This window comes from Agrobacterium sp. LEGMi-208b, assembly GCF_059511785.1.
Genome location: NZ_CM183446.1, coordinates 1,349,569 through 1,372,847, shown reverse-complemented (window position 1 = coordinate 1,372,847; position 23,279 = coordinate 1,349,569). Strand labels below are relative to the sequence as shown.

The following is a 23,279-nucleotide window of genomic DNA, read 5'->3' as shown; positions in this document are numbered from 1 at the left end:
TTTTGATCAATAAGCGTGGCCGCTGTCGTCGCGGATCGCCTTTTCATCCACCTTGCCCCACAGCACCCGATAGACCCACGAGGTGTAGGCAACGATCATCGGAACGAAGATGAGCGTGACGACCAGCATGTTGAACAGCGTCATATGGCTGGACGAGGCGTCCCACACCGTCAGGCTCGACTTAGGATCGACCGAGGACGGCAGGATGAAGGGAAACATCGTAAGCCCGACGGTGGCGATGATGCCGAAAATCGCAAGCGAGCTGGACAGCAGCGCCAGGACTTCCCTGCGGGCCCTGAACAGGATGAAGGCGACGAGCGGGAAGACAAGGCCGAGCGCGGGCGCCAGCATCATCCACGGATGTGCCGCATAATTGGCAAACCAGACACCACCCGCAACCTCGACGGTCTTGGACAGCGGGTTGGAGGGACCATCAGTCACGACTTCCGAGGTGAAGCGATAACCATCAACCCCGAGCCACAGAAAGACACCGCCGAGCGCGAAGAGAACGGTTGTGAAAAGAGCCGCGACACTGCCGAAACTGCGCGCACGGGCAGCCACAGGACCCTCGGTCTTCAGCACCAGCCAGGCCGCACCATGCATTACCAGCATGGCGACGGAAACGAGGCCGCAGAGAAGGGCGTAGGGGTTCAGAAGCTCGAACAGCGTCGTGCCATCGTAGAAAATCCTGAGGTCGTCGTTAAAGTGGAAAGGAACACCCTGCAGCACATTGCCGATGGCCACACCAAAGATCAGCGCCGGCACGAAGCCGCCAATGAACAGGGCCCAGTCCCAGCCGCTGCGCCATGCCGTACTCTCGCGCTTGGAGCGATATTTGAAACCGACCGGCCGCAGGATCAACGCGAACATGATGGCGGCCATTGCCAGGTAAAATCCTGAGAACGAAACCGCATAAAGCGGTGGCCAGGCAGCGAAGATCGCGCCGGCACCGAGGATCAGCCAGACCTGGTTGCCTTCCCAGACCGGGCCGATGGAATTGATGACGACACGTCGCTCGATATCCGTTTTCGCCACGAAGGGCAGCAGCGCGCCCGTGCCGAGATCGAAGCCACCCGTCACGGCAAAGCCGATAAGCAATACGCCGAGCAGCAGCCACCAGATGACGCGAAGGATTTCGTAGTCGATGAGTAGGTGCAATATCATGATCGTTTACTCCGCAGCGACGAGTTTTTCAGGAACGAGCGGCGCTTCCGGCTCATGGTCCGGCTCTGGCCCCTTACGGATCGCCTTCAGCATCAGCCCCATTTCAACGATGAACAGCACCGTATAGATGGCGATGAAACACAGGAGCGTGATGAGGACGGTGGAGGCGCTGAGGCTGGAGACGGCAGCGGCCGTTGGCAGCACGCCCTCGATGATCCATGGCTGACGGCCGAATTCGGCCACCACCCAGCCCATTTCGGCCGCGATCCATGGCAGCGGAATGGCAAAGACCGCCACTTTCAGCAGCAACGGATAGCGATCCAGCCGGCGGCGGGCCGAGAGATAAAAGAACGTCGCCGTCAGCAGGATAAAGAAGATGCCGAGACCGACCATGATACGGAACGACCAGAACAGCGTCGGCACATGGGGGATAGTATCCGCCGCCGCTTTTGCAATCTGCTCTTCATTCGCCTGGCGCGGATCGTCGACATATCGTTTCAGCAGCAGGGCATAACCAAGCTCATGGCCGAGTTCCGCAAAGGTGCCGCGCACCTCTTCGGGCAGCTGCGCACCTTTACCGGTGGCGCGTATCTGCATCAGCGCGTCATAGGCCTTGATGCCGTCGCGGATGCGGGTCTTGGCCTGTTCGACCAGATCGTTGATACCCGGGATTTGCGTGTCCAGCGAACGGGTGCCGATGAGGCCCATCACCCACGGGATCTTCACGGCAAAATGCGTTTCGCGTGCTTCCTGGTCTGGAAAACCGATGGCCGTGAACGGTGCCGGGGCCGGCTCGGTTTCCCACATGGCCTCGATGGAGGCGAGCTTCATTTTCTGGTGTTCGGTGGAAAGATAACCGCTTTCGTCACCCAGCACGACGACCGACAGCGCGGACGCCAGACCAAAGGAAGCGGCAACCGTCATCGACCGCTTGGCGAGATCGACATGGCGGCCCTTCAGCACATACCAGGCCGAAACGCCGAGCACGAAGATGGAGGCCGTCACATAACCCGCGGAAACCGTGTGCACGAACTTCGCCTGCGCCACCGGGTTGAACAGAACCTCGAAGAAATCAGTCACTTCCATGCGCATGGTCTGGGGGTTGAAGGCGGAGCCCGTGGGGTTCTGCATCCAGCCATTGGCGATCAAGATCCACAGCGCCGAAAAATTCGAGCCGAGCGCCACGCACCATGTCGCGACGAGATGGCCGAGTTTCGACAGCTTGTCCCAGCCAAAGAAAAACAACCCGACGAAGGTGGCTTCCAGGAAGAAGGCCATCATGCCCTCGATCGCCAGCGGCGCACCGAAGATATCGCCGACATAATGGCTGTAATAACTCCAGTTCATGCCGAACTGGAATTCCATGACGATGCCGGTGGAAACGCCGAGCACGAAATTGATGCCGAACAATGTGCCCCAGAATTTGGTCATCTGCCGCCAGACCGTGCGGCCGGTCATGACATAAACCGTTTCCATGATGGCGATCACCACCGATAGTCCGATCGTCAGGGGAACGAACAGAAAGTGATATAAAGCCGTCACTGCAAATTGCAGGCGCGACAGCGCCACTATGTCGAGTTCCATAGTCCTATCCACCTTTTCCGGAAGGCCGGCCTTCCATTTCAAAGACGACGCCGGCTCTCAAAAAAATCTCAGTCCGGGCGCAATGTCTCAAGCACTACGCCGTATTCCGGGGTGCCGCTTTGACATTCATCAAATTGACACCCCTCTTTCAGCACGATGATGCGATCGGCAAATTCCGCCTCGCGGCGATTATGGGTGATCATCACGACAGTCTTTTCCTCTGCCCTCGCAAACAGCCGGGCGAGCACATCACGGGCGGTCTCGCCATCCAGCCCTTCCGTCACCTCGTCGAGAAGCCAGAGCGGCTGGTCGGCCAGCAGGAAACGGGCGAGCGCCAGCCGGCGAGACTGGCCGCCGGAAAGCCCCTGGCCCGCCTCGCCAAGCCTCGTCTCCAGCCCGGCGCCCAAGGATCTGACGTGTTCGGCAAGGCCTGCCGCCTCGAGCGCATCCCATAACTCGGCGCGGGTTGCGGCGGGTTTCGCCAGCCGCAGATTGTCTGCGATACTGTCGCGGAAGAGCTGGCTTCGCTGCGTCATGAGAGTGGACGGCAGGGCGCTGACTGTGCCGGCCGCCGGCCGCAATTCACCCGCCAGAAGCTGGATGAGGCTCGTCTTGCCCGCGCCGCTCTGGCCGATGATCGCAACCCGTTCTCCGGAGGCGATTGCGAGATTGATATTCGTCAGGACCGGATTGTCGTTCCCTTCCCGCTCCAGACGCACGTTTTTGAGCTCTGCCGCCATGCCGCTGACCGGCGTAGCGGGACAGTGAGTTTCCACCGCTGCCGCAAGACGCGGCGCTATGCGCCGTGCGGAAAACAGCGTGCGCCCAAGTTCCATCGCCCCACGGCGCAGCGCCGCGAACGGCTCCAGCGCGGCAAAACAGACCAGCAGCCCGAGCGCCGCAGCCGGCGCGCTCACCGCCCCCTTCTCCGCAAGCCAGGCCATGCCGAGAAGGGCTGCGCTCAAAAGAACGGCCGCTGAAACCCCGAAGGAAAAACCGGCATTGGTCTCGATACGGTTCAGGGTGCCGTCGCAGGCGGAGAGGTAGTCATCTGCCCGTTTCACCGCCGCGACCTGCGCGGAAAGGCGGCCGGTGGTTAAGAGCTCCGTCTGTCCGCTTACGAGATCGGCCGTGCGGGCACGAAGGGCCTCGAGCCCGACTGCCCGGCGGCGCGAGAATGTTTCCGCCTGCAAGGCGGCGCGCAGCGAAATTCCAAGCCCCGCCGCGATGAGGAAAACCGCCGCCAGAATGCCGGCCAGAGGGTGGAGAAAAGCAAGTCCGAAACCTGTCGCGAGTGCGGCAAGGATCGCGACGGCGGCGGGAACCAGCACGCGCAGATAAAGCGAATCCAGCGCGTCGATATCCGCCGTCAGCCGGTTTAGCAGGCGGGCAGGCCTTGCCTCCAGGGATTTCGCAGCCTGCGGGGCGGCAAAGCCGCGAAACAGCCTTTCGCGAAGTGCGGCGAGCACGGAAAGTGTTGCCTCATGCGTCGTCATGCGTTCGCCGTAACGGGCGGCGGTGCGCGCCAGCGCCAGAAGACGAATGGCGGACGAAGGCGCAAAGACATCGAAGGCATAGGCCGTCGCCGGCAGAAGACCGGCGATCGCCGTTGCGGTGATGAACCAGCCGGAAACGCCGAGAAGGCCAATGCCCGCCAGCACCGTCGTCACTGCAAGAGCCGCACCCGCCAGCAGCATGCCGCGCCGGGCCGACCAGAAAAGGCCGATAATGGGTCTCAATATCGCAAAACGCGTAATCATGGCTGCCCCCTCGAATGGATCGCCGTCATATCCACGATCCTGTCCATGCGCGCCGCAAGCACCGGATCATGGGTCGCGACGATCAATGTCCTGCCATTTGCCAGTTGCAGCAGGTTTTCCGTGACGAGGGCCGCCGTTTCCCGGTCGAGATGGGCTGTCGGCTCATCGGCCAGAACAAGCTGCGTCGCGGGGTCTGCGAAAGCACGCGCAATGGCAAGCCGCACCGCCTCCCCGCCCGAGACTCCATATCCGCCATCGCCGATCTGCAGATTCCGGCGCGCATGCGTCAAGCCATCGAGCCCGGTGCGGCGCAGCGTCTCTTCCACCATGCCGTCGCTAACGACCGAACGGCCAAACCGAACATTCGCCTTCAGCGAACCGGCAAAAAAGAACGGCTTCTGGCTGACCCAGCCGAGCGTCCTGCGCAGTCCATCCGCCGTCGCATTATCGAGCGTTACGCCGCCGATCCCGATCGTGCCCTCTCCAGCCTCGGCCAACCCGGCAATCAAGGAGAGTATAGTGGATTTGCCACAACCGGAAGGCCCAAGAATCGCAACGCGCTCGCCCTGCTGAACCGTCAGGTTGAGATTTTGGATGACCGGCGGGGCGTTCGGGTAAGCGAAGGAGAGGTTGTTTATCTCCAGAAGGCCGGGCGTCGGGCATGAGAAAGACGCCACATCCACGCCCTCGCCTGCTATGGCCGCACCGCCCTCCGTCAATTTTCCGAGCGCATCAATCGCCGCTTCGCCGGCCGCGCGGTCGTGCCAGACGGCGGAAAGTTCCCGCAGCGGCTCGAAAAAGGCCGGTGCCAGAAGCAGGATGAAGAGGCCTTCGGCAAGCGTCAGTTTGTGACCCCAGGCCCCGAAATCCAGAAAGCCGAGCAGATGAAAACCGATATAAACGGCGGTCATGGCAACGCCGAGCGCCGCGAAAAGCTCCAGCACCGCTGAGGAGAGAAAGGCGATCCTGAGCACCGCCATCGTCCGTTTCTTCAGGTTCTGCGCATCGGCGCTCAGGCGTTCCGCCGTCAGATCGACGGCTTCAAGCGTGCGGATCGTTTCCAACCCGCGCAGGCGATCGAGCAGGAAGGCATTCATATTGCCCGTCTCGGCAAGCTGCTTTTCACTGGCGGCCTTGGCCTGCCAGCCGATGAGCGCCATGAAAAGCGGGATGGTGGGCATGGAGAGCAGCAGCACCAGCGCCGCAATCCAGGTAAAGGGCAGGACCGCCAGCACGAAAACCAGCGGCACGATGGTGGCCTTCATGCGCGCCGGCTGGAAACGGGAAAGATAGGGCACCAGCGCTTCCGCCGACTCGGCGATGACGCCTGCCGCCTCACCGGAGGCGGTGCGCGACAGATCGAGTGGGGAAACCTTCGCCACGGCCTGCAGCGCTTCCAGCCGCCGCTGCGACAACGCCGTGCGGGCAGCGCGAAACGACAGCCGCGCCGCCATCTTTTCCAGGAAAGCCTTGATGAGGCCAAGGACGAGAACGGCGGCGGCGGCCGGCACGATTGCCATCATCGGCGCGCCAGCGGCAATTCTTCCGACGGAAAAGGCAAGCAAACCCGCCTGCGGCAGCCACAGCAAAGCCGCCAGGACATGGAGCAGGGCCACGGATCTCCCCAGCGCCGGCGCATGTGTCATTTTCACCCGCCCGGCAACCCTGCCGCGGGAGGTTTTGCGGTTGGCATTGCTGAAGAAGCGCCGCCGCGTCGCATCGGGCGGGATCGTAATTGGCCCGGGACAGACTGCGCCGTCACCATCGGCCGATTGGCGGATTTCCACGGATATGCTCACGGCCGATCTCCTCACCCGTCCTTCTTCGTGCCACGGGGTCTGGCAAAGGAAACGATCTTGTCCTTCGCCTCCAGAAGTTTCGTGACCTTGGAACCGAGTGCCAGAAGCGAGGCCAGCCTTTCGGTCTCCAGCCGCTTCACATCGTCATACCAGCCGGTAAGCTGCTCGATCAGCGTCTTCATCTCGTCAATGCGCCGTTGCGCATGCCGCTCATCTTCGTTTTCCGGCGTCTCCATCAGAATTTCACGCAGCACGCTGAGCGTGGGATCGATCTCGCGCTTCTTGCGCTCTTCGGCAAGGGTGCGGAGAATTTGCCAGACATCGTCGGGCGTGGTGAAAAAATCCCGCCGGTCGCCGGGAAAATGCTTGAGAATTGCAAGGTTCCACGCCTGCAGTTCCTTCAGGCTCATCGAGACGTTGGAACGGGAAATGCCGAGCGCCTCGACAATCTCGTCCGCGCAGAGCGGCTGCGGCGATATGTAAAGCAAAGCATAGACTTGGCCGACGGTGCGGTTGATGCCCCAGCGGCTGCCCATCTCACCGAAATGCAGCACGAAGGACTGAACGAGCGGGGACAGGCTGGTTGGCATTTCTTCACTTCCTGAATTTTCAGTAATTTCTGAAATTTCGATAACGCAAAAAACGGCAGGCGGCAAATCACCTTTTTGACCTGCGTCAAAATGTGCAAATGGGCAGAGACGACGCCGGTAAAGACCGTCGTGGGTGCAGCCCAGGTAAAAATGCAGCAGTGGTGTTGGGGCTTTATGACAGCCCTGGCGTTTGCGGGTCCGTCACCCTCCTTCGTCATTCCGGCCTTGAGCCGGAATCCAGCCAGCCCAAGTCCTTGGGCTGAAAGGACTCTCTCGCCGCGCAGACGCGCGACGGCTGGATTCCGGCTCGAGGCCGGAATGACGTACCCGAAGCCGTTGATGATATCGATAACATCACCGCACGTCGCCACGGGCAAAAATCCACCCATAAAAAAATCGGCGGCGGAATGACCCGCCGCCGATCGAAACGTCGGCACATTCGCATGCGGCAAAAACGCTTACGAAAAAGCGATCTGGACCTTCATGGCACGGCTGCGGTCCGAGGCGAATTCGAAGGCCGAGATGGCGTCATCGAGATCGACGGTCTGGGTGATGAACGGCTTGACGTCGATCAGCCCCTTGCGCATCAATTCGACGCCGGTGGCGAATTCCTCGTGGAAGCGGAAAGAGCCGCGCAGATCCAGTTCCTTGGCGGTGATCGCCATCATCGGCAGGCTCATGTCGCCGCCGAGACCGAGCTGGACGATGATGCCGCGCGGACGAAGCGCCGAAATGCCGCCGGCAAGCGCCACGGCGGCGCCAGAGCACTCATAGAGAACGTCGAAGGTTCCCTTGTTCGCGCCATAGGCGGCAAGCGCGTCAGGCTCATCCTTGCTGTTGATGACGCGATCCGCCCCCGCCTCACGCGCCTTGGCGAGCGTGAAATCGGAAAGATCGGTCGCGACGATTTCGGCTGCACCGGCACGGCGGGCAGCCAGAATGGAGAGGATGCCGATCGGGCCGCAGCCCGTGACGAGCACGCGTTTTCCCAGCAAATCGCCGGCGCGGCGCGTGGCATGCAGCGTTACCGCCAGTGGCTCCGCCATGGCCGCCTCGCCAGCGCTCAGGCCGTCGGCCGGCACGCATTGCAGGGCATCGGCCACCAGAACCTCACGGAAAGCGCCCTGAATATGCGGGAAAGGCATGGCGCTGCCATAAAAGCGCATGTTCAGGCACTGGTTGTGCAGGCCTTCCTGGCAGAAGCGGCAGGTTCGGCAAGGGCGCGACGGCGAAATGGCAACCAGACCGCCGACCTTCAGCCCTTCCACACCTTCGCCCAGCTCTTCGATGACGGCGGAAACCTCATGGCCGAGCACCATCGGCTCGCGAAGCCGCACCGCACCGAAGCCGCCATGGTTGTAATAATGCAGATCGCTGCCGCAAATTCCGCCCCGGACCAGACGAAGCCGCACTTCTCCCGGCCCCGGCGCTTCCTCGGGCCGCTCCTCGATGCGCACATCCTTTGCCCCATGGGCAACAATCGCTCTCATAAATATCTCCCGTTCGACATCGCACCTCAACGGCGCGACAAAATAATCCGCATCCCTCTCACCGCCGCCTGCCATGCATTTGCACGCCGTGCGGCCTCCCCACCCGCCCGATCCGTACCGAAACCGGGCGTTTAAGCCTTGACATCCACGTCTGAAAGGGATGAATGTTATCGATAACATAAACCCGTATGAATGCAATGTCGAGAGACTGGAGGAAACAGTGGGCCTTAATTTGTTCGATCTTTCCGGCCGCCGCGCCCTGATCACGGGTTCGTCCCAGGGCATCGGCTTCGCGCTGGCGCAAGGGCTGGCGGAAGCAGGAGCGGAAGTGGTGCTGAACGGGCGCGACGAAGCCAAGCTGAAAGCCGCCGCCGCCGGCATCAAGGGTGCGAAAACGCTTGCCTTCGATGCCACCGATCATGAGGCGGTGCGCAAGGCTATCGACGGTTTCGAGGCGGAAGTCGGCCCCATCGATATTCTGGTCAACAATGCCGGCATGCAACACCGCACGCCGCTCGAGGATTTTCCGGCGGATGCCTTCGAGCGCCTGCTGCAGACCAACATAGCCTCGGTATTCCACGCCGGACAGGCTGCCGCACGCCATATGATCAGCCGCGGCCGCGGCAAGATCATCAACATCGCCAGCGTCCAGACCGCCCTTGCCCGCCCCGGCATCGCACCCTACACCGCCACCAAGGGCGCCGTCGGCAATCTGACGAAAGGCATGGCGACGGACTGGGCCAAATATGGCCTGCAATGCAACGCCATCGCACCCGGCTATTTCGATACGCCGCTCAACGCGGCTCTGGTGGCGGACGAGACCTTCTCGGCATGGCTTGAAAAGCGCACGCCCGCCGGTCGCTGGGGCAAGGTCGAAGAGCTTGTCGGCGCCTGCATTTTCCTGTCGTCCGATGCTTCGTCCTTCGTGAACGGGCATATTCTCTACGTCGACGGCGGTATCACCGCTTCGCTTTAAAAATGCCGAAACCGGATGGCCGGCTGCGGCCGCCATCCGGTTTTGAACCGACGACACCACGACACTTTGGGAGGAGGCCGTGAACACCATGACCGAGAAGAACAAAGTCGCCCTGATCGGCGCCGGCGCCATGGGCGGGGCGATCGGCACACGGCTCATCGAAACCGGCAATCATCTGACGGTTTTCGATCTGGATGCGGAAAAGGTGGCGGCGCTGACCAGCCTCGGCGCGCGGAGCGCCGGTACGGCCGCAGAGGCGGCTTCGGTTTCCGACGTGGTCATCCTCAGCCTCAATTCGCCGAAAATCGTCCGCATCGCCGTCTTCGGCAAGGATGGTGTCGCGGCCGGCGCGAAGCCCGGCACGCTCATCATCGACATGTCCTCCATCGATCCGGAAGCGACCAAGGAACTGGCGGCCGATGCTGCCGAAAAGGGCCTGCGCTGGGTGGACAGCCCGCTTTCGGGCGGTGCGCCCAAGGCGCTCATCGGGCAATTGACGCTGATGGCCGGCGGCAGCGAAAAGGATGTGGCCGATGCGCACCGCGTGCTGCAGCATGTCGCCAGCAACTACACACATATGGGACCCTGCGGCGCGGGGCAGACAACAAAACTCATCAACCAGGTTCTGTGCGGGCTGAACTTCCTTGCCGTGGCGGAAGCAACGCAGCTTGCACTGGATGCCGGCGTCGATGCCGCCAAAATCCCGCAGGCGCTGAAGGGTGGCCGCGCCGACAGCGCCATCCTGCAGGAATACATGCCGCGTTACGTGGCGAAGGATTACCGCCGCACCGGCCGCATCGACAATATGGTGAAAGACCTCAACGGTGCGCAGGATCTCGCCCGGCGCACCAACACGGCCATGCCGCTGACGGCGGTTTGCGCCGAAGTGCACCGCATGCTGACGGCGGCAGGGCTGGGCGGAGAGGATCAGGCCGCGCTGATGGAGTTTTTCAGCGGCGCAAAACGTACCTTTCCAGACTGATCGCCCGGCAGACATGGAATGGCAGGAGCCTGTTGATACAGTTCCCACGGGCCATTGCGAAATTGTCCTTCAGCGCAGATGATCGGGCGAATCGGCACGGCAATTGCCCCCGATGACCGCAGACGCAGGCATGCAAAGGACAATTTCCCGATGACTACCTCCACGACAGGCACGGGGATTGCCGGTCTGACCGTTTCCGGAAACGGTTTTACTGCCGAAATCGCTTATGAGGGCGCGACGCTTCTAAGCTGGCGGCCGCTCTCCGCCGATGGCGGCGAAGGCGAAAATCTTGTCGACGGATATTCGACGCCTGCCGAACTGCAATCGCAAAACGGCGTCAGAAACGGCATTCTCGCGCCCTTCACCAACCGCATCCCGGATGGCCGGTTCAGTTTTGGCGGGGAGATGCACCGCATCGAACCCGTGCTTGCCCATGAAACCCTCGTCTTCCACGGATTTGCCAGAGCCCTGCCCTTCGCCCTCGCGCAATCTTTCGAAGAAGACGGCGCTCATATCCTCATCTTCCGCACCGAAATATCGCCTGCGGATTTCAGCGGCTATCCTTACCGTCTCGCCATCGAGGTGGAATATCGCTTCTCCGGACATGAGCTTACTCTCGAAATACGCGGCATCAATTGCGGCGACCGCTCCTTGCCTTTCGCCGCCGGCTGGCATCCCTATTTTCACCTGCCCGGCATAACCTCCATCGACGATCTTCTTCTCGCTCTGCCCTCGCGAACGGCGATTGAAACAGACGAAGACCTGATCCCCCTTCGGGACCCACAGGGCGGGATGGTCAAACGGGACGACACCCGCTTTCTCTACGCGCCGCTATCGGGCCATGTGCTCGATGTCTGCTTCACCGATCTGGTCGCATCCGAAAACGGGCTTTACGAGACGAGGCTGGAGAACCGTCATGACGGTTCGAGCCTCACGGTCTGGCAGGAGCGTGGCCACATGCATGTCTTCACCGGCGACACGCTGGCCCGCGACAGGCGGCACTCCATCGCGCTCGAACCGGTGGAAACGCCCACCAATGCCTTCAACCATCAGGAACTTGCGGATGCGATTACCCTGCAACCGGGCGAGACGCGAAGCTTCCGCTTCGGCGTTCGTTTCCAGGCAGCACGCTGATCAAGGTTCGATAAGCCCTCAGATATGCGTCGTCGGCAGCGAGGACGACAGCTTCACCGTCTCCATGGAGATATAGGCCGACATGTCGTAGAGTTGTACGCGGCGCAGGATCTGTTTGTAGATCGTGTCGTAATATTCGACATTCGGCAGCACGAGTTTCAGAATATAATCGAAATTGCCGGTCAGCCGATGAACCTCGACGATTTCCGGTATCGTGCTGACGGCGGCATGGAACTGGTCCAGCCAGTCCTCCGCATGCAGGCCGGTTCTCACCAGCAGGAAAACCGTGGTCGGCAGGTTGATCTTCCGCCGGTCAAGCAACGCCATCGTGCCCGTCACATAACCTTCCGCCCGCAGCCGCGTGATGCGGCGCGAACAGGCGGACAAAGACAGCGAAACCTCCTCCGCGATGTCAGTGAGCGGCGTTTCGGCATTTTCCTGGAGAATCGCAAGGATTCGGCGGTCACGGTCGTCAATCATCCCTCAAGAATGCACCGGTTAACGTGATGGCGCAAGAAATTTGCGATATTCCCCAATAAGGCGCGTTATCTTTGCATTATTGCTGCGCAATCCTCTAAAAAACGCATGCCGTTTTCGCGCCCGTGATGGCATTCTTGTCTTCAATCAAACTTGATAAGGGAACTCTTATGAAACGCATCGGCCTGATCGGCGGCATGAGCTGGGAATCCACCGCCACCTATTACCGCATGATCAACGAGGCCGTGCGCGACAGCCGCGGCGGGCTGGTCTCGGCCGATATCGTCATGCATTCGCTCGATTTTTCCGAAGTCGTCGCCCTGCAGAAGGCCGATCGCTGGGATGAAGCCGGTGCGCTTCTGGGTGCTGCCGGTGCGCGCCTTGCCAATGCGGGTGCCGATTGCGTGCTGATCTGCACCAACACCATGCATCTCGTCGCTGACCAAGTGGCGAAAATGTCGGGCGTCGCGCTAATCGACATCATCGAGGAAACCGCCGCAGCCCTGAAGGCGGATGGACGCCGCAAGCCGCTGCTGCTCGCCACCCGCTACACGATGGAACATGGCTTCTATACCGACCGCATGCGTCGCCACGGTGTCGAGGTGGTCGTGCCCGATGCGGAAGACCGGGCAGCGATCCACGACATCATCTTCGGTGAACTCTGCCAGGGCGAAATCAAGTCCTGCTCGCGCGAGCGTTATCTCGCGGTCATCGAGAAGGCCCGCGCACTCAGCGTCGATTCCGTCATTCTCGGCTGCACCGAAATTTCCCTGCTGATCGACCCCGACGCCCTGCCGTTGCCGGGTTACGATTCGACCGCCATTCACGCGAAGGCCGCCGTCGGCTTCGCGCTCGGAAACAAGGCATTCGACAGAGCCGCATGAATGTGCCGCCTCTTTGCCTATTCCGGTAAACCGGTCTGGCTCGACAGCCTGCTGATCGAGCCGGAAGCATCGCTGGTCAGCCAGTCCATGGCCGCAAGGGAAGCAAAAACCGTTGTCAATGGCGATGGTTGCGGCCTTGGCTGGTATGGCGAACGGGGAACGCCCGGCGTTTTTCGCGACACAAGGCCGGCTTGGTCCGACGCCAATCTGGCGGCACTTTGCCATCAGCTCCGCTCGGGCATGTTCATGGCCCATGTCCGCTCCGCCACGTCAGGCGAGGTTTCCCGCGCCAATTGCCACCCCTTCTCCCATGGCCAGTATCTGTTCATGCATAACGGCCAGATCGGCGGTTATGAGCAGATCCGGCGCGATATCGATTCCCTTATTCCCGACGATATCTATGCATCCCGGCGCGGCACCGGCGACAGCGAGGCGATCTTCCTCATCGCCGCCGGCCTTGGCCTCGATACCGATCCGGTACGCGCCATTTCCACCGCCCTTCGCCTCTGTCAGGAAAAGATGATCGCAGCTGGCGTCTCCTCCGCGCTGCGGTTCAGCGCCGTGCTGATGGATGGCGATTGCGTGCACGCCTTCCGCTGGTCGAGCGATGACAAGCCGCCGACGCTCTACTGGCGCGGTCTGGAAGACGGCATTGCATTGAGTTCGGAACCCTTTTCCTTCGATTGCGCTCCCTGGTGCGCCGTTCCGCCGAATACCAGCGTGACGATCCGCGCCGGGGAAATGACGACGCAACCTTTTTTCCTGCCGTAAATATCCGCTTTCACCACCGTATTTTCCGGTTTTCACACCGCCACAGACCGCGACCGGTGCAGTCGCGGCAACGCCCCATTTATTTTCATTGAATTTTCGCAGCCGCGAAGGCTAGTGTGTGATCCATGGCGTCGGATCGAAATATGCGCGATCTTCGGTTCGATGTGGAAAACAGAATATTAGAGCGAAACAGATTTCAGGACCGGTGAACCATTTAAAAGTGTTGCAAGCCCTTTCCCTTTCTTGAACGATGCCCGCCATCGCAACGACCATGCAAACCCGTTCGGGAACGGCGCATAACGGGCCGGCAATGCCTTCGGCGATCCTTGGAACGCAGAAGAAAAAGTCTTATTTTTCATAAACCTACGCTCTTCAACTTTCCGGAAAAATTGCTGTTGCCACACCTCCATATCGATGCATAAACTGGCATCAGCAAAGGCAACACGGATCGACCTCTCAGACCCTCTCCTCCCACCAAGGTGCTGACCGACCAATGATCAATAATCTCAACGCCGCCGATCTTCCCCGCCCCGCCCCGCGCAGTTCCAACCCGGAAATCATGGCGTCGGAAATCATCGAACGCCTCACCTACCGCATCGGCAAGGACGTCAAGGTTGCAAAACCGCACGACTGGCTGACCGCAACCATCCTCGTCGTGCGCGACCGCATCATCGACAAGTGGATGGAATCCACCCGCAAGGCCTATGCCAACAATTCCAAGCGCGTTTATTACCTGTCGCTGGAATTCCTGATCGGCCGCCTGATGCGCGACGCCATCTCCAATATCGGCCTGATGCACGAAATCCGCGACGCGCTGTCTTCGCTCGGCGTCGACCTTGACGTCATCGCCGGGCTGGAGCCGGATGCCGCGCTTGGCAATGGCGGCCTTGGCCGTCTCGCCGCCTGCTTCATGGAATCCATGGCGACCGTCGATATTCCCGCCTATGGTTACGGCATCCGTTACGTACACGGCCTCTTCCGCCAGCAGATGGCGGATGGATGGCAGGTGGAACTGCCGGAGACCTGGCTGGCGCACGGCAACCCCTGGGAATTCGAGCGCCGCGAAAGCTCCTATGAAATCGGCTTCGGCGGATCGGTGGAGACCATCGGCGGTTATGAAGATCCGCAGCGTTTCGTCTGGAAACCGGCCGAACGCGTCATCGCCATGGCTTACGACACGCCGGTGGTCGGCTGGCGCGGCACCCGCGTCAACACGCTCCGCCTCTGGTCGGCACAGCCGATCGACCCCATTCTTCTGGCCGCCTTCAACGCCGGCGACCATATCGGCGCCCTGCGCGAGAGCAACAAGGCGGAAAGCCTGACACGCGTTCTCTACCCTGCGGACGCCACACCCGCCGGTCAGGAACTGCGCCTCAGACAGGAGTTCTTCTTCTCCTCCGCCTCGCTGCAGGACATTCTGCGCCGCCATCTGCAGCAATATCCTGACTTCACCTCGCTGCCCGAGAAGGTCTCGATCCAGCTCAACGATACGCATCCCGCCATTTCCATCGCCGAAATGATGCGTCTTCTCTGCGATGTACACGGCCTGGAATTCGAGGAAGCGTGGAAGATCACGCAGGGCACCTTCTCCTATACCAACCACACGCTGCTGCCGGAGGCGCTGGAAAGCTGGCCGGTGCCGCTGCTGGAACGTCTTCTGCCAAGACATATGCAGATCGTTTACGCCATCAACGCCAATACGCTGGTTTATGCCCGCAAGGAAAAGAAGATGGCGGATCAGCAGATCCGCTCGATCTCGCTGATCGATGAAGGCGGCGAGCGGCGCGTGCGCATGGGCAATCTCGCCTTCATCGGCTCGCATTCCATCAACGGCGTTTCCGCCCTTCATACGGATCTGATGAAGGAAACGGTCTTTGCCGACCTGCACAGCCTCTATCCCGAGCGCATCAACAACAAGACCAATGGCATCACACCGCGCCGCTGGCTGATGCAGTGCAATCCGGGTCTCACCAGCCTGCTGCGCGAAGCAATCGGCGACGATTTCCTCGATGATGCGGAAAAACTGACAGCACTCGACCGTTTTGCCGACGATGCCGGTTTCCGCGAAAAATTCGCCGAGGTGAAGCGTCTGAACAAGGTGCGGTTGGCGAACACCGTGGCGCAGCGCATGGGTATCCGCGTCGATCCCTCGGCCATGTTCGACATCCAGATCAAGCGTATCCACGAATATAAGCGCCAGCTTCTGAACCTCGTGGAAACGGTGGCGCTTTACGACCAGATCCGTTCCCATCCGGAACTGGATTGGGTACCGCGCGTTAAGTTCTTCGCAGGCAAGGCGGCGCCGAGTTATCACAACGCGAAGCTGATCATCAAGCTTGCCAACGATATTGCCCGGGTCATCAACAACGACCCGGCCGTGCGCGGGCTTCTGAAGGTGGTGTTTATTCCGAACTACAACGTTTCGCTTGCGGAAATCATGGTTCCCGCCGCCGATCTTTCGGAACAGATTTCGACGGCCGGGATGGAAGCTTCCGGCACCGGCAACATGAAATTCGCGCTCAACGGCGCGCTGACCATCGGCACGCTCGATGGCGCCAATGTGGAAATGCTCGAACATGTCGGCGCTGACAACATCGTCATCTTCGGCATGACGGCGGATGAAGTGGCCAAGGCGCGTGCCGAAGGCCATAATCCCCGCGCGATCATCGAAGGATCGGCCGAGCTGTCGCAGGCGCTGTCTTCCATCGCTTCCGGCGTCTTCTCGCCGGATGACCGCTCCCGTTTCGCCGGGCTGATCGACGGTATTTACAACAGCGACTGGTTCATGGTCGCCGCCGACTTCGACGCCTATGCCAATGCGCAGCGCGAAGTGGACACGATCTGGAGCGATCCGGATAGCTGGTATGCCAAGACAGTGCGCAACACGGCGCGTATGGGCTGGTTCTCGTCCGACAGGACGATCCGCCAATATGCCACCGATATCTGGAGAGCCTGATGAAAAAACCGCTCAATTCGGCCGAAGAGAAAAAGACTGGCGACATCACGAAGGCTGAAATCGAGGCGATCAAGAGCGGTTTGCATTCCAATCCCTTTGCCCTTCTCGGCGTTCACGAAACGCCGGAAGGGTTTTCCGCCCGCTGTTTCATTCCCGGCGCCGAAGAGGTTTCCGTCCTGACGCTGGACGGAAATTTCGTGGGCGAGTTGAAGCGGCTCGATCCGGACGGCTTTTTCGAAGGCCGGATCGATCTTTCAAAGCGCCAGCCGGTGCGTTACCGCGCGGCTCGCGATGATGCGGAATGGGCGGTGACCGACCCTTACAGTTTCGGCCCGGTTCTCGGTCCCATGGACGATTATTTCGTCCGAGAAGGATCGCATCTGCGGCTCTTCGACAGGATGGGCGCGCATCCGCTGAAGCTCGAGGGCGTCGAAGGTTTCCACTTCGCCGTCTGGGCGCCCAACGCCCGGCGCGTCTCGGTCGTCGGCGATTTCAACAATTGGGATGGCCGCCGGCATGTCATGCGGTTCCGCAAGGATACCGGCATCTGGGAAATCTTCGCGCCTGACGTCTATGCCGGCTGCGCTTATAAATTCGAAATCCTCGGTGCGAACGGCGAGATTCTGCCGCTGAAGGCCGATCCCTATGCCCGCCGTGCCGAGTTGCGGCCGAAGAACGCTTCCGTCACCGCGCCGGAACTGACGCAGAAATGGGAAGATCAGGCCCACCGCGAACATTGGGCGCAGGTGGACCAGCGCCGCCAGCCGATCAGCATTTACGAGGTGCATGCCGGTTCCTGGCAGCGCCGCGAGGACGGCACCTTCCTCAGCTGGGATGAACTCGCCGCCCAGCTCATTCCCTATTGTACGGATATGGGCTTCACCCATATCGAATTCCTGCCGGTCACCGAACATCCCTATGATCCCTCCTGGGGTTACCAGACGACGGGGCTTTATGCGCCATCCGCCCGTTTCGGCGATCCGGAGGGTTTTGCCCGTTTCGTCAACGGCGCCCACAAGGTCGGCATCGGCGTTCTGCTTGACTGGGTTCCCGCGCATTTCCCCACTGACGAGCACGGGCTGCGCTGGTTCGATGGCACTGCGCTTTACGAACATGCCGATCCGCGCCAGGGTTTCCACCCCGACTGGAACACGGCCATCTACAATTTCGGCCGCATCGAGGTGATGTCCTATCTCATCAACAATGCGCTCTATTGGGCCGAGAAATTCCATCTCGACGGCCTGCGCGTGGATGCGGTCGCCTCGATGCTCTATCTCGACTATTCCCGCAAGGAAGGTGAGTGGATCCCCAACGAATATGGCGGGCGGGAAAATCTCGAATCCGTTCGTTTCCTGCAGAAGATGAATTCCCTCGTCTACGGCACCCATCCGGGCGTCATGACGATTGCCGAGGAATCCACCTCCTGGCCGAAAGTATCGCAACCGGTCCACGAAGGCGGCCTCGGTTTCGGTTTCAAATGGAACATGGGTTTCATGCACGACACGCTGAGTTATTTCTCGCGCGAGCCTGTGCATAGGAAGTTCCACCATCAGGAGCTGACCTTCGGCCTGCTTTACGCCTTCAGCGAAAATTTCGTGCTGCCGCTCTCCCATGATGAGGTGGTGCACGGCAAGGGATCGCTGATCGCCAAGATGGCCGGCGACGACTGGCAGAAATTCGCCAATCTGCGTTCCTACTACGCCTTCATGTGGGGTTATCCCGGCAAGAAGCTGCTGTTCATGGGCCAGGAATTCGCGCAATGGAGCGAATGGAGCGAAAAGGGCGCTCTCGACTGGAACCTGCGCCAATATCCGATGCATGAGGGCATGCGCCGCCTCGTGCGCGATCTCAACCTCACCTATCGATCCAAAGCCGCCCTGCATGCCCGCGATTGCGAGCCGGAGGGTTTCCGCTGGCTGGTGGTGGATGACCACGACAATTCGGTCTTCGCCTGGCTGCGCATGGCGCCGGGTGAAAAGCCCGTGGCCGTCATCTGCAATCTCACCCCGGTTTACAGGGAAAATTATTATGTGCCGCTTCCCATTGCCGGGCGGTGGCGGGAGATTCTCAACACCGATGCCGAAATTTACGGCGGCAGCGGCAAGGGAAATGGCGGACGCGTTCAGGCGGTCGATGCCGGAGGAGAAATCGGCACGATGCTCGTCCTGCCGCCGCTCGCAACGATCATGCTCGAGCCGGAAAACTGACAGACAGAAAGGGAGGACACCATGTCGGAAAAAAGAGTTCAGCCTTTGGCGCGTGATGCAATGGCCTATGTCCTCGCGGGCGGCAGAGGAAGCCGCCTGAAGGAGCTGACGGACCGCCGGGCAAAACCCGCCGTCTATTTCGGCGGTAAGGCGCGCATCATCGATTTCGCGCTTTCCAACGCGCTCAATTCCGGGATTCGCCGCATCGGCGTCGCCACGCAATACAAGGCGCACTCCCTCATCCGCCACCTGCAGCGCGGTTGGGATTTCTTCCGCCCTGAACGTAACGAGAGTTTCGACATTCTGCCGGCCTCCCAGCGCGTTTCCGAAACGCAATGGTATGAAGGTACCGCCGACGCCGTCTACCAGAATATCGACATCATCGAGCCCTATGCGCCGGAATATATGGTCATTCTGGCCGGCGATCATATTTATAAGATGGATTACGAATACATGCTGCAGCAGCATGTCGATTCCGGCGCCGACGTGACGATCGGTTGCCTGGAAGTGCCGCGCATGGAAGCGACCGGCTTCGGTGTGATGCATGTGAACGAAAAAGACGAGATCATCGATTTCATCGAAAAGCCGGCCGATCCGCCCGGCATTCCCGGCAACGAAGGTTTTGCGCTCGCCTCCATGGGCATTTATGTCTTCCACACGAAGTTCCTGATGGAAGCGCTGCGCCGCGACGCCGCCGACCCGACCTCCAGCCGCGATTTCGGCAAGGACATCATTCCCTATATCGTTGAGCACGGTAAGGCCGTTGCCCACCGCTTCGCTGATTCCTGCGTGCGTTCGGATTTCGAGCATGGCCCTTACTGGCGCGACGTCGGCACCATCGATGCCTATTGGCAGGCCAATATCGACCTCACGGATGTGGTGCCTGACCTCGACATTTACGACAAGTCCTGGCCAATCTGGACCTATGCGGAAATCACCCCGCCGGCGAAATTCGTGCATGATGACGAGAACCGTCGCGGTTCGGCCGTGTCTTCGGTCGTCTCCGGCGACTGCATCATTTCCGGCGCGTCGCTCAATCGCAGCCTCTTGTTCACAGGCGTGCGCGCCAATTCATACTCCCGCCTTGAGAATGCCGTAGTACTGCCGAGTGTGAAGATCGGGCGTCATGCCCAGCTCAGCAATGTCGTCATCGACCATGGCGTGGTCATTCCGGAAGGACTGATTGTAGGAGAAGACCCAGAACTGGATGCCAAACGTTTCCGCCGCACTGAAAACGGCATTTGCCTTATCACCCAATCGATGATCGACAAGCTGGACCTGTAGAGCCCATGAATGTCCTTTCGGTTTCATCCGAAATCTATCCCCTGATCAAGACCGGAGGGCTCGCCGACGTTGCCGGCGCGCTCCCCATCGCGCTCGAAGCCCATGGCGTCACGACGCGCACATTGATACCCGGATATCCGGCGGTGAAAGCCGCCGTGACGGACCCCGTCAAATGTTTCGAATTCACCGATCTGCTCGGCGAAAAAGCTGATGTTCTCGAAGTGAGGCATGAGGGGCTCGACCTCCTCATTCTGGATGCGCCCGCCTATTACGAGCGCTCCGGCGGCCCCTATCTCGACCAGACCGGCAAGGATTATCCTGACAACTGGAAGCGCTTTGCGGCATTGTCGCTGGCGGCCGCCCGCATTGCCGCCGGTGCCCTTCCCGGCTGGCGGCCGGACATGGTGCATGCGCATGACTGGCAGGCTGCGCTCGCGCCGGTCTATATGCGTTATGCCGAAACGCCGGAGATTCCGAGCCTTCTCACCATTCACAACATCGCTTTTCAGGGCCAGTTCGGCGCCAATATCTTCAGCAAGCTTGGCCTTCCCGCCCATGCCTTCGGCATGGAGGGCGTCGAATATTATAACGATGTGAGTTTCCTCAAGGGTGGCCTGCAGACGGCATGGGCGCTCAGCACCGTCAGCCCGTCCTATGCCGAGGAAATCCTCACGCCGCAATTCGGCATGGGCCTGCACGGCGTCATCGGCAGCCGCGCCCATGTGCTGCACGGCATCGTCAACGGCATCGATGCGGACGTCTGGAACCCGGCCACCGATCACCTGATCCACGACAATTATTCCGCCGCCAATCTCAAGAACCGCGCCCTGAACAAGAAGGCGGTCGCCGAGCATTTCCGCATCGATGACGATGACAGCCCGCTATTCTGCGTCATCTCCCGCCTCACCTGGCAAAAGGGCATCGACCTCATGGCCGAAGCCGTGGACGAGATCGTTTCCCTCGGCGGCCGTCTGGTGGTGCTGGGAGCCGGCGATGTGGCGCTGGAAGGCGCGCTTCTGGCGGCGGCATCCCGCCACCATGGCCGTGTCGGTGTCGCCATCGGTTACAACGAACCGCTGTCGCATCTGATGCAGGCGGGTTGCGACGCGATCATCATTCCCTCGCGCTTCGAACCCTGTGGCCTCACCCAGCTTTATGCGCTGCGCTATGGCTGCATTCCGGTGGTTGCCCGCACCGGCGGCCTTGCCGACACCGTGATCGACGCCAACCACGCTGCCATCGCCAGTAAATCGGCAACCGGCGTGCAATTTTCGCCCGTCACGCTTGATGGTCTGAAACAGGCGATCCGCCGGACCGTCCGTTATTACCACGACCCGAAACTATGGACACAAATGCAGAAACTCGGAATGAAATCCGATGTTTCCTGGGAAAAGAGCGCCGGTCTTTACGCCGCGCTTTACAGCCAGCTTATTTCGAAAGGCCATTGAAACAATGATCAAGACCGTTCAGACCAAGCCCTATCAGGACCAGAAGCCGGGCACATCCGGCCTGCGCAAGAAGGTGCCGGTTTTCGCCCAGGAAAATTACGCCGAGAACTTCATCCAGTCGATCTTCGACGCGCTTGAGGGCTTTGAGGGCCAGACGCTGGTGATCGGCGGCGACGGCCGTTATTACAACCGCGAAGTCATCCAGAAGGCGATCAAGATGGCCGCCGCTGCCGGTTTCGGCAAGGTGCTGGTCGGCCAGGGCGGCATTCTTTCCACGCCTGCCGCCTCCAACGTCATCCGCAAATACAAGGCCTTCGGCGGCATCGTGCTTTCCGCCAGCCACAATCCCGGCGGCCCGAACGAAGATTTCGGCATCAAATACAATATCGGCAATGGCGGCCCCGCGCCGGAAAAGATCACCGATGCGATCTATGCCCGCTCGAAGGTCATCGACAGCTATAAAATTTCCGATGCCGCCGATATCGATCTCGACAAGATCGGCAGCTTCAAGGTGGACGAGCTGACGGTCGAGGTGATCGACCCGGTTGCCGATTATGCCGCCCTGATGGAAGAGTTGTTCGATTTCGACGCCATTCGTGCCCTCATCGCCGGCGGCTTCAAGGTCGTCATCGATTCCATGAGCGCGGTCACTGGCCCCTATGCCGTCGAGATTCTCGAAAAGCGCCTCGGCGCTCCCAAGGGTTCTGTCCGCAACGCAACACCGCTGCCGGATTTCGGCGGCCACCATCCCGATCCGAACCTGGTTCATGCCAAGGAGCTTTATGACGACGTCATGAGCCCTGAAGGCCCCGATTTCGGCGCGGCTTCCGATGGCGATGGCGACCGCAACATGGTGGTCGGCAAGGGCATGTTCGTCACGCCTTCCGACAGCCTCGCGATCATCGCCGCCAATGCCAGACTGGCGCCCGGTTATGCCGCCGGCATTTCCGGCATCGCCCGCTCCATGCCGACAAGTGCGGCAGCGGATCGTGTCGCCGAAAAGCTCGGCCTTGGCATGTACGAGACGCCGACCGGCTGGAAATTCTTCGGCAATCTCATGGATGCCGGCAAGGTTACCATCTGCGGCGAAGAAAGCTTCGGCACCGGCTCGAACCATGTGCGTGAAAAGGATGGCCTGTGGGCCGTGCTTTATTGGCTGAACATCGTCGCGGCGCGCAAGGAAAGCGTGAAGGACATCGTCACCAAGCACTGGGCCGAATATGGCCGCAACTATTATTCCCGCCACGACTATGAAGAAGTGGATTCGGACGCCGCCAACACGCTGGTCGCCGCCCTGCGCGAAAAGCTCGCGACGCTGCCGGGCACCAGCTACGGCAATCTGAAGGTCGCGGCGGCGGATGATTTTGCCTATAACGACCCGGTCGATCAGTCGGTCAGCAAGAACCAGGGTATCCGCATCCTGTTCGAGGGCGGCTCGCGCATCGTGCTGCGCCTTTCCGGCACCGGCACGGCGGGCGCCACGCTTCGCCTTTATGTCGAGCGTTACGAGCCGGATGCAGCCCGTCACGGCATCGAAACGCAGACGGCACTCGCCGACCTGATTGCCGTTGCCGATACGATCGCCGGCATCAAGGCCCATACCGGCCGCAGCGAACCGAGCGTTATTACGTGAGGTTGTCGCGCGTTGGTTTCGTCTGGAGAGACGTGACGCGCATACAATGCGCTTGCAAGGCATCGGCGCTAGCAAGGTATCTGCGTTTGCAGGGCAGCTTGTCGGTGTGACGCAACCCCCGCCAAACCTGGCGTCATCCT

At 60.6% G+C, this 23,279-nt stretch carries 17 protein-coding genes; 10 read left to right on the top strand and 7 right to left on the bottom strand.

Annotated elements, in window-relative coordinates; genetic code table 11:
• Positions 1–6: 6 nt before the first annotated feature.
• The 6 genes from cydB to AC5YUO_RS20825 all read right to left on the bottom strand — a co-directional run bounded on the left by cydB (position 7) and on the right by AC5YUO_RS20825 (position 8,387).
• Entirely contained in the window at positions 7–1,164 is a 1,158-nt protein-coding gene (gene cydB, locus AC5YUO_RS20850; RefSeq protein WP_496155020.1) for a cytochrome d ubiquinol oxidase subunit II, read from the bottom strand.
• 6 nt (positions 1,165–1,170) lie between these two features.
• Positions 1,171–2,748, bottom strand: coding sequence for a cytochrome ubiquinol oxidase subunit I (locus AC5YUO_RS20845; RefSeq protein WP_496155019.1), 1,578 nt, complete (start codon positions 2,746–2,748; stop codon positions 1,171–1,173).
• A gap of 68 nt (positions 2,749–2,816) precedes the next feature.
• A complete protein-coding gene (cydC, locus tag AC5YUO_RS20840) occupies positions 2,817–4,508 on the bottom strand; it encodes a thiol reductant ABC exporter subunit CydC (RefSeq protein WP_496155018.1) in 1,692 nt (563 codons plus the stop codon).
• A complete protein-coding gene (cydD, locus tag AC5YUO_RS20835; protein ID WP_496156536.1) occupies positions 4,505–6,301 on the bottom strand; it encodes a thiol reductant ABC exporter subunit CydD in 1,797 nt (598 codons plus the stop codon). Before cydD ends, cydC begins: the two co-directional genes overlap by 4 nt.
• 17 nt (positions 6,302–6,318) lie before the next feature.
• On the bottom strand, positions 6,319–6,897 hold the full coding sequence (locus AC5YUO_RS20830) for a GbsR/MarR family transcriptional regulator (RefSeq protein ID WP_400819280.1): 579 nt from the start codon (positions 6,895–6,897) through the stop codon (positions 6,319–6,321).
• Between the two features lie 458 nt (positions 6,898–7,355).
• Entirely contained in the window at positions 7,356–8,387 is a 1,032-nt protein-coding gene (locus tag AC5YUO_RS20825; RefSeq protein ID WP_496155017.1) for an L-idonate 5-dehydrogenase, read from the bottom strand.
• A gap of 220 nt (positions 8,388–8,607) precedes the next feature.
• Here AC5YUO_RS20825 and AC5YUO_RS20820 point away from each other — a divergent pair, with 220 nt between their 5' ends.
• From AC5YUO_RS20820 to AC5YUO_RS20810, 3 genes are all read left to right on the top strand, one after another.
• A complete protein-coding gene (locus AC5YUO_RS20820) occupies positions 8,608–9,363 on the top strand; it encodes an SDR family oxidoreductase (protein ID WP_046801696.1) in 756 nt (251 codons plus the stop codon).
• Between the two features lie 88 nt (positions 9,364–9,451).
• Complete coding sequence (locus tag AC5YUO_RS20815) at positions 9,452–10,345, top strand: NAD(P)-dependent oxidoreductase (RefSeq protein WP_496156535.1); 894 nt, start codon at positions 9,452–9,454, stop codon at positions 10,343–10,345.
• A 150-nt stretch (positions 10,346–10,495) separates the two neighbouring features.
• A complete protein-coding gene (locus AC5YUO_RS20810; RefSeq protein WP_496155016.1) occupies positions 10,496–11,479 on the top strand; it encodes an aldose 1-epimerase in 984 nt (327 codons plus the stop codon).
• A gap of 18 nt (positions 11,480–11,497) precedes the next feature.
• On the opposite strand, the gene AC5YUO_RS20805 is transcribed toward AC5YUO_RS20810, so the two are convergent.
• Positions 11,498–11,959: an Lrp/AsnC family transcriptional regulator gene (locus AC5YUO_RS20805; protein WP_110759078.1), complete on the bottom strand. Its 462-nt coding sequence runs from the start codon at positions 11,957–11,959 to the stop codon at positions 11,498–11,500.
• A 167-nt stretch (positions 11,960–12,126) separates the two neighbouring features.
• Between AC5YUO_RS20805 and AC5YUO_RS20800 the strand changes: the two genes are divergently transcribed.
• The 7 genes from AC5YUO_RS20800 to AC5YUO_RS20770 all read left to right on the top strand — a co-directional run bounded on the left by AC5YUO_RS20800 (position 12,127) and on the right by AC5YUO_RS20770 (position 23,139).
• Positions 12,127–12,840, top strand: a complete 714-nt coding sequence (locus AC5YUO_RS20800) for an aspartate/glutamate racemase family protein (RefSeq protein WP_496155015.1) — start codon at positions 12,127–12,129, stop codon at positions 12,838–12,840.
• On the top strand, positions 12,841–13,611 hold the full coding sequence (locus AC5YUO_RS20795; protein WP_496155014.1) for a class II glutamine amidotransferase: 771 nt from the start codon (positions 12,841–12,843) through the stop codon (positions 13,609–13,611). It begins immediately after the preceding gene.
• 493 nt (positions 13,612–14,104) lie between these two features.
• Positions 14,105–16,567 (top strand): glycogen/starch/alpha-glucan phosphorylase, encoded by a 2,463-nt coding sequence (locus tag AC5YUO_RS20790; protein ID WP_496155013.1) that lies wholly within the window; start codon positions 14,105–14,107, stop codon positions 16,565–16,567.
• Positions 16,567–18,774, top strand: coding sequence for a 1,4-alpha-glucan branching protein GlgB (gene glgB / locus AC5YUO_RS20785; RefSeq protein WP_496155012.1), 2,208 nt, complete (start codon positions 16,567–16,569; stop codon positions 18,772–18,774). The genes AC5YUO_RS20790 and glgB overlap by 1 nt, the downstream gene beginning before the upstream one ends.
• A gap of 21 nt (positions 18,775–18,795) precedes the next feature.
• A complete protein-coding gene (gene glgC, locus AC5YUO_RS20780; protein WP_400819300.1) occupies positions 18,796–20,058 on the top strand; it encodes a glucose-1-phosphate adenylyltransferase in 1,263 nt (420 codons plus the stop codon).
• A gap of 5 nt (positions 20,059–20,063) precedes the next feature.
• Complete coding sequence (gene glgA, locus AC5YUO_RS20775; protein WP_496155011.1) at positions 20,064–21,506, top strand: glycogen synthase GlgA; 1,443 nt, start codon at positions 20,064–20,066, stop codon at positions 21,504–21,506.
• A 4-nt stretch (positions 21,507–21,510) separates the two neighbouring features.
• Positions 21,511–23,139, top strand: coding sequence for an alpha-D-glucose phosphate-specific phosphoglucomutase (locus tag AC5YUO_RS20770; protein WP_496155010.1), 1,629 nt, complete (start codon positions 21,511–21,513; stop codon positions 23,137–23,139).
• The last annotated feature ends 140 nt before the right edge of the window (positions 23,140–23,279 follow it).

Bases quoted from the DNA above. Each gene is read 5' to 3' on its own strand.
- AC5YUO_RS20800 (WP_496155015.1), top strand. From the start codon at position 12,127: ATGAAACGCATCGGCCTGATCGGCGGCATGAGCTGGGAATCCACCGCC.
- AC5YUO_RS20790 (WP_496155013.1), top strand. From the start codon at position 14,105: ATGATCAATAATCTCAACGCCGCCGATCTTCCCCGCCCCGCCCCGCGC.
- AC5YUO_RS20825 (WP_496155017.1), bottom strand. From the start codon at position 8,387: ATGAGAGCGATTGTTGCCCATGGGGCAAAGGATGTGCGCATCGAGGAG.
- AC5YUO_RS20830 (WP_400819280.1), bottom strand. From the start codon at position 6,897: ATGCCAACCAGCCTGTCCCCGCTCGTTCAGTCCTTCGTGCTGCATTTC.
- glgA (WP_496155011.1), top strand. From the start codon at position 20,064: ATGAATGTCCTTTCGGTTTCATCCGAAATCTATCCCCTGATCAAGACC.
- cydC (WP_496155018.1), bottom strand. From the start codon at position 4,508: ATGATTACGCGTTTTGCGATATTGAGACCCATTATCGGCCTTTTCTGG.
- AC5YUO_RS20845 (WP_496155019.1), bottom strand. From the start codon at position 2,748: ATGGAACTCGACATAGTGGCGCTGTCGCGCCTGCAATTTGCAGTGACG.
- glgC (WP_400819300.1), top strand. From the start codon at position 18,796: ATGTCGGAAAAAAGAGTTCAGCCTTTGGCGCGTGATGCAATGGCCTAT.
- AC5YUO_RS20815 (WP_496156535.1), top strand. From the start codon at position 9,452: ATGACCGAGAAGAACAAAGTCGCCCTGATCGGCGCCGGCGCCATGGGC.
- AC5YUO_RS20805 (WP_110759078.1), bottom strand. From the start codon at position 11,959: ATGATTGACGACCGTGACCGCCGAATCCTTGCGATTCTCCAGGAAAAT.
- glgB (WP_496155012.1), top strand. From the start codon at position 16,567: ATGAAAAAACCGCTCAATTCGGCCGAAGAGAAAAAGACTGGCGACATC.
- AC5YUO_RS20810 (WP_496155016.1), top strand. From the start codon at position 10,496: ATGACTACCTCCACGACAGGCACGGGGATTGCCGGTCTGACCGTTTCC.
- AC5YUO_RS20795 (WP_496155014.1), top strand. From the start codon at position 12,841: ATGTGCCGCCTCTTTGCCTATTCCGGTAAACCGGTCTGGCTCGACAGC.
- AC5YUO_RS20770 (WP_496155010.1), top strand. From the start codon at position 21,511: ATGATCAAGACCGTTCAGACCAAGCCCTATCAGGACCAGAAGCCGGGC.
- cydB (WP_496155020.1), bottom strand. From the start codon at position 1,164: ATGATATTGCACCTACTCATCGACTACGAAATCCTTCGCGTCATCTGG.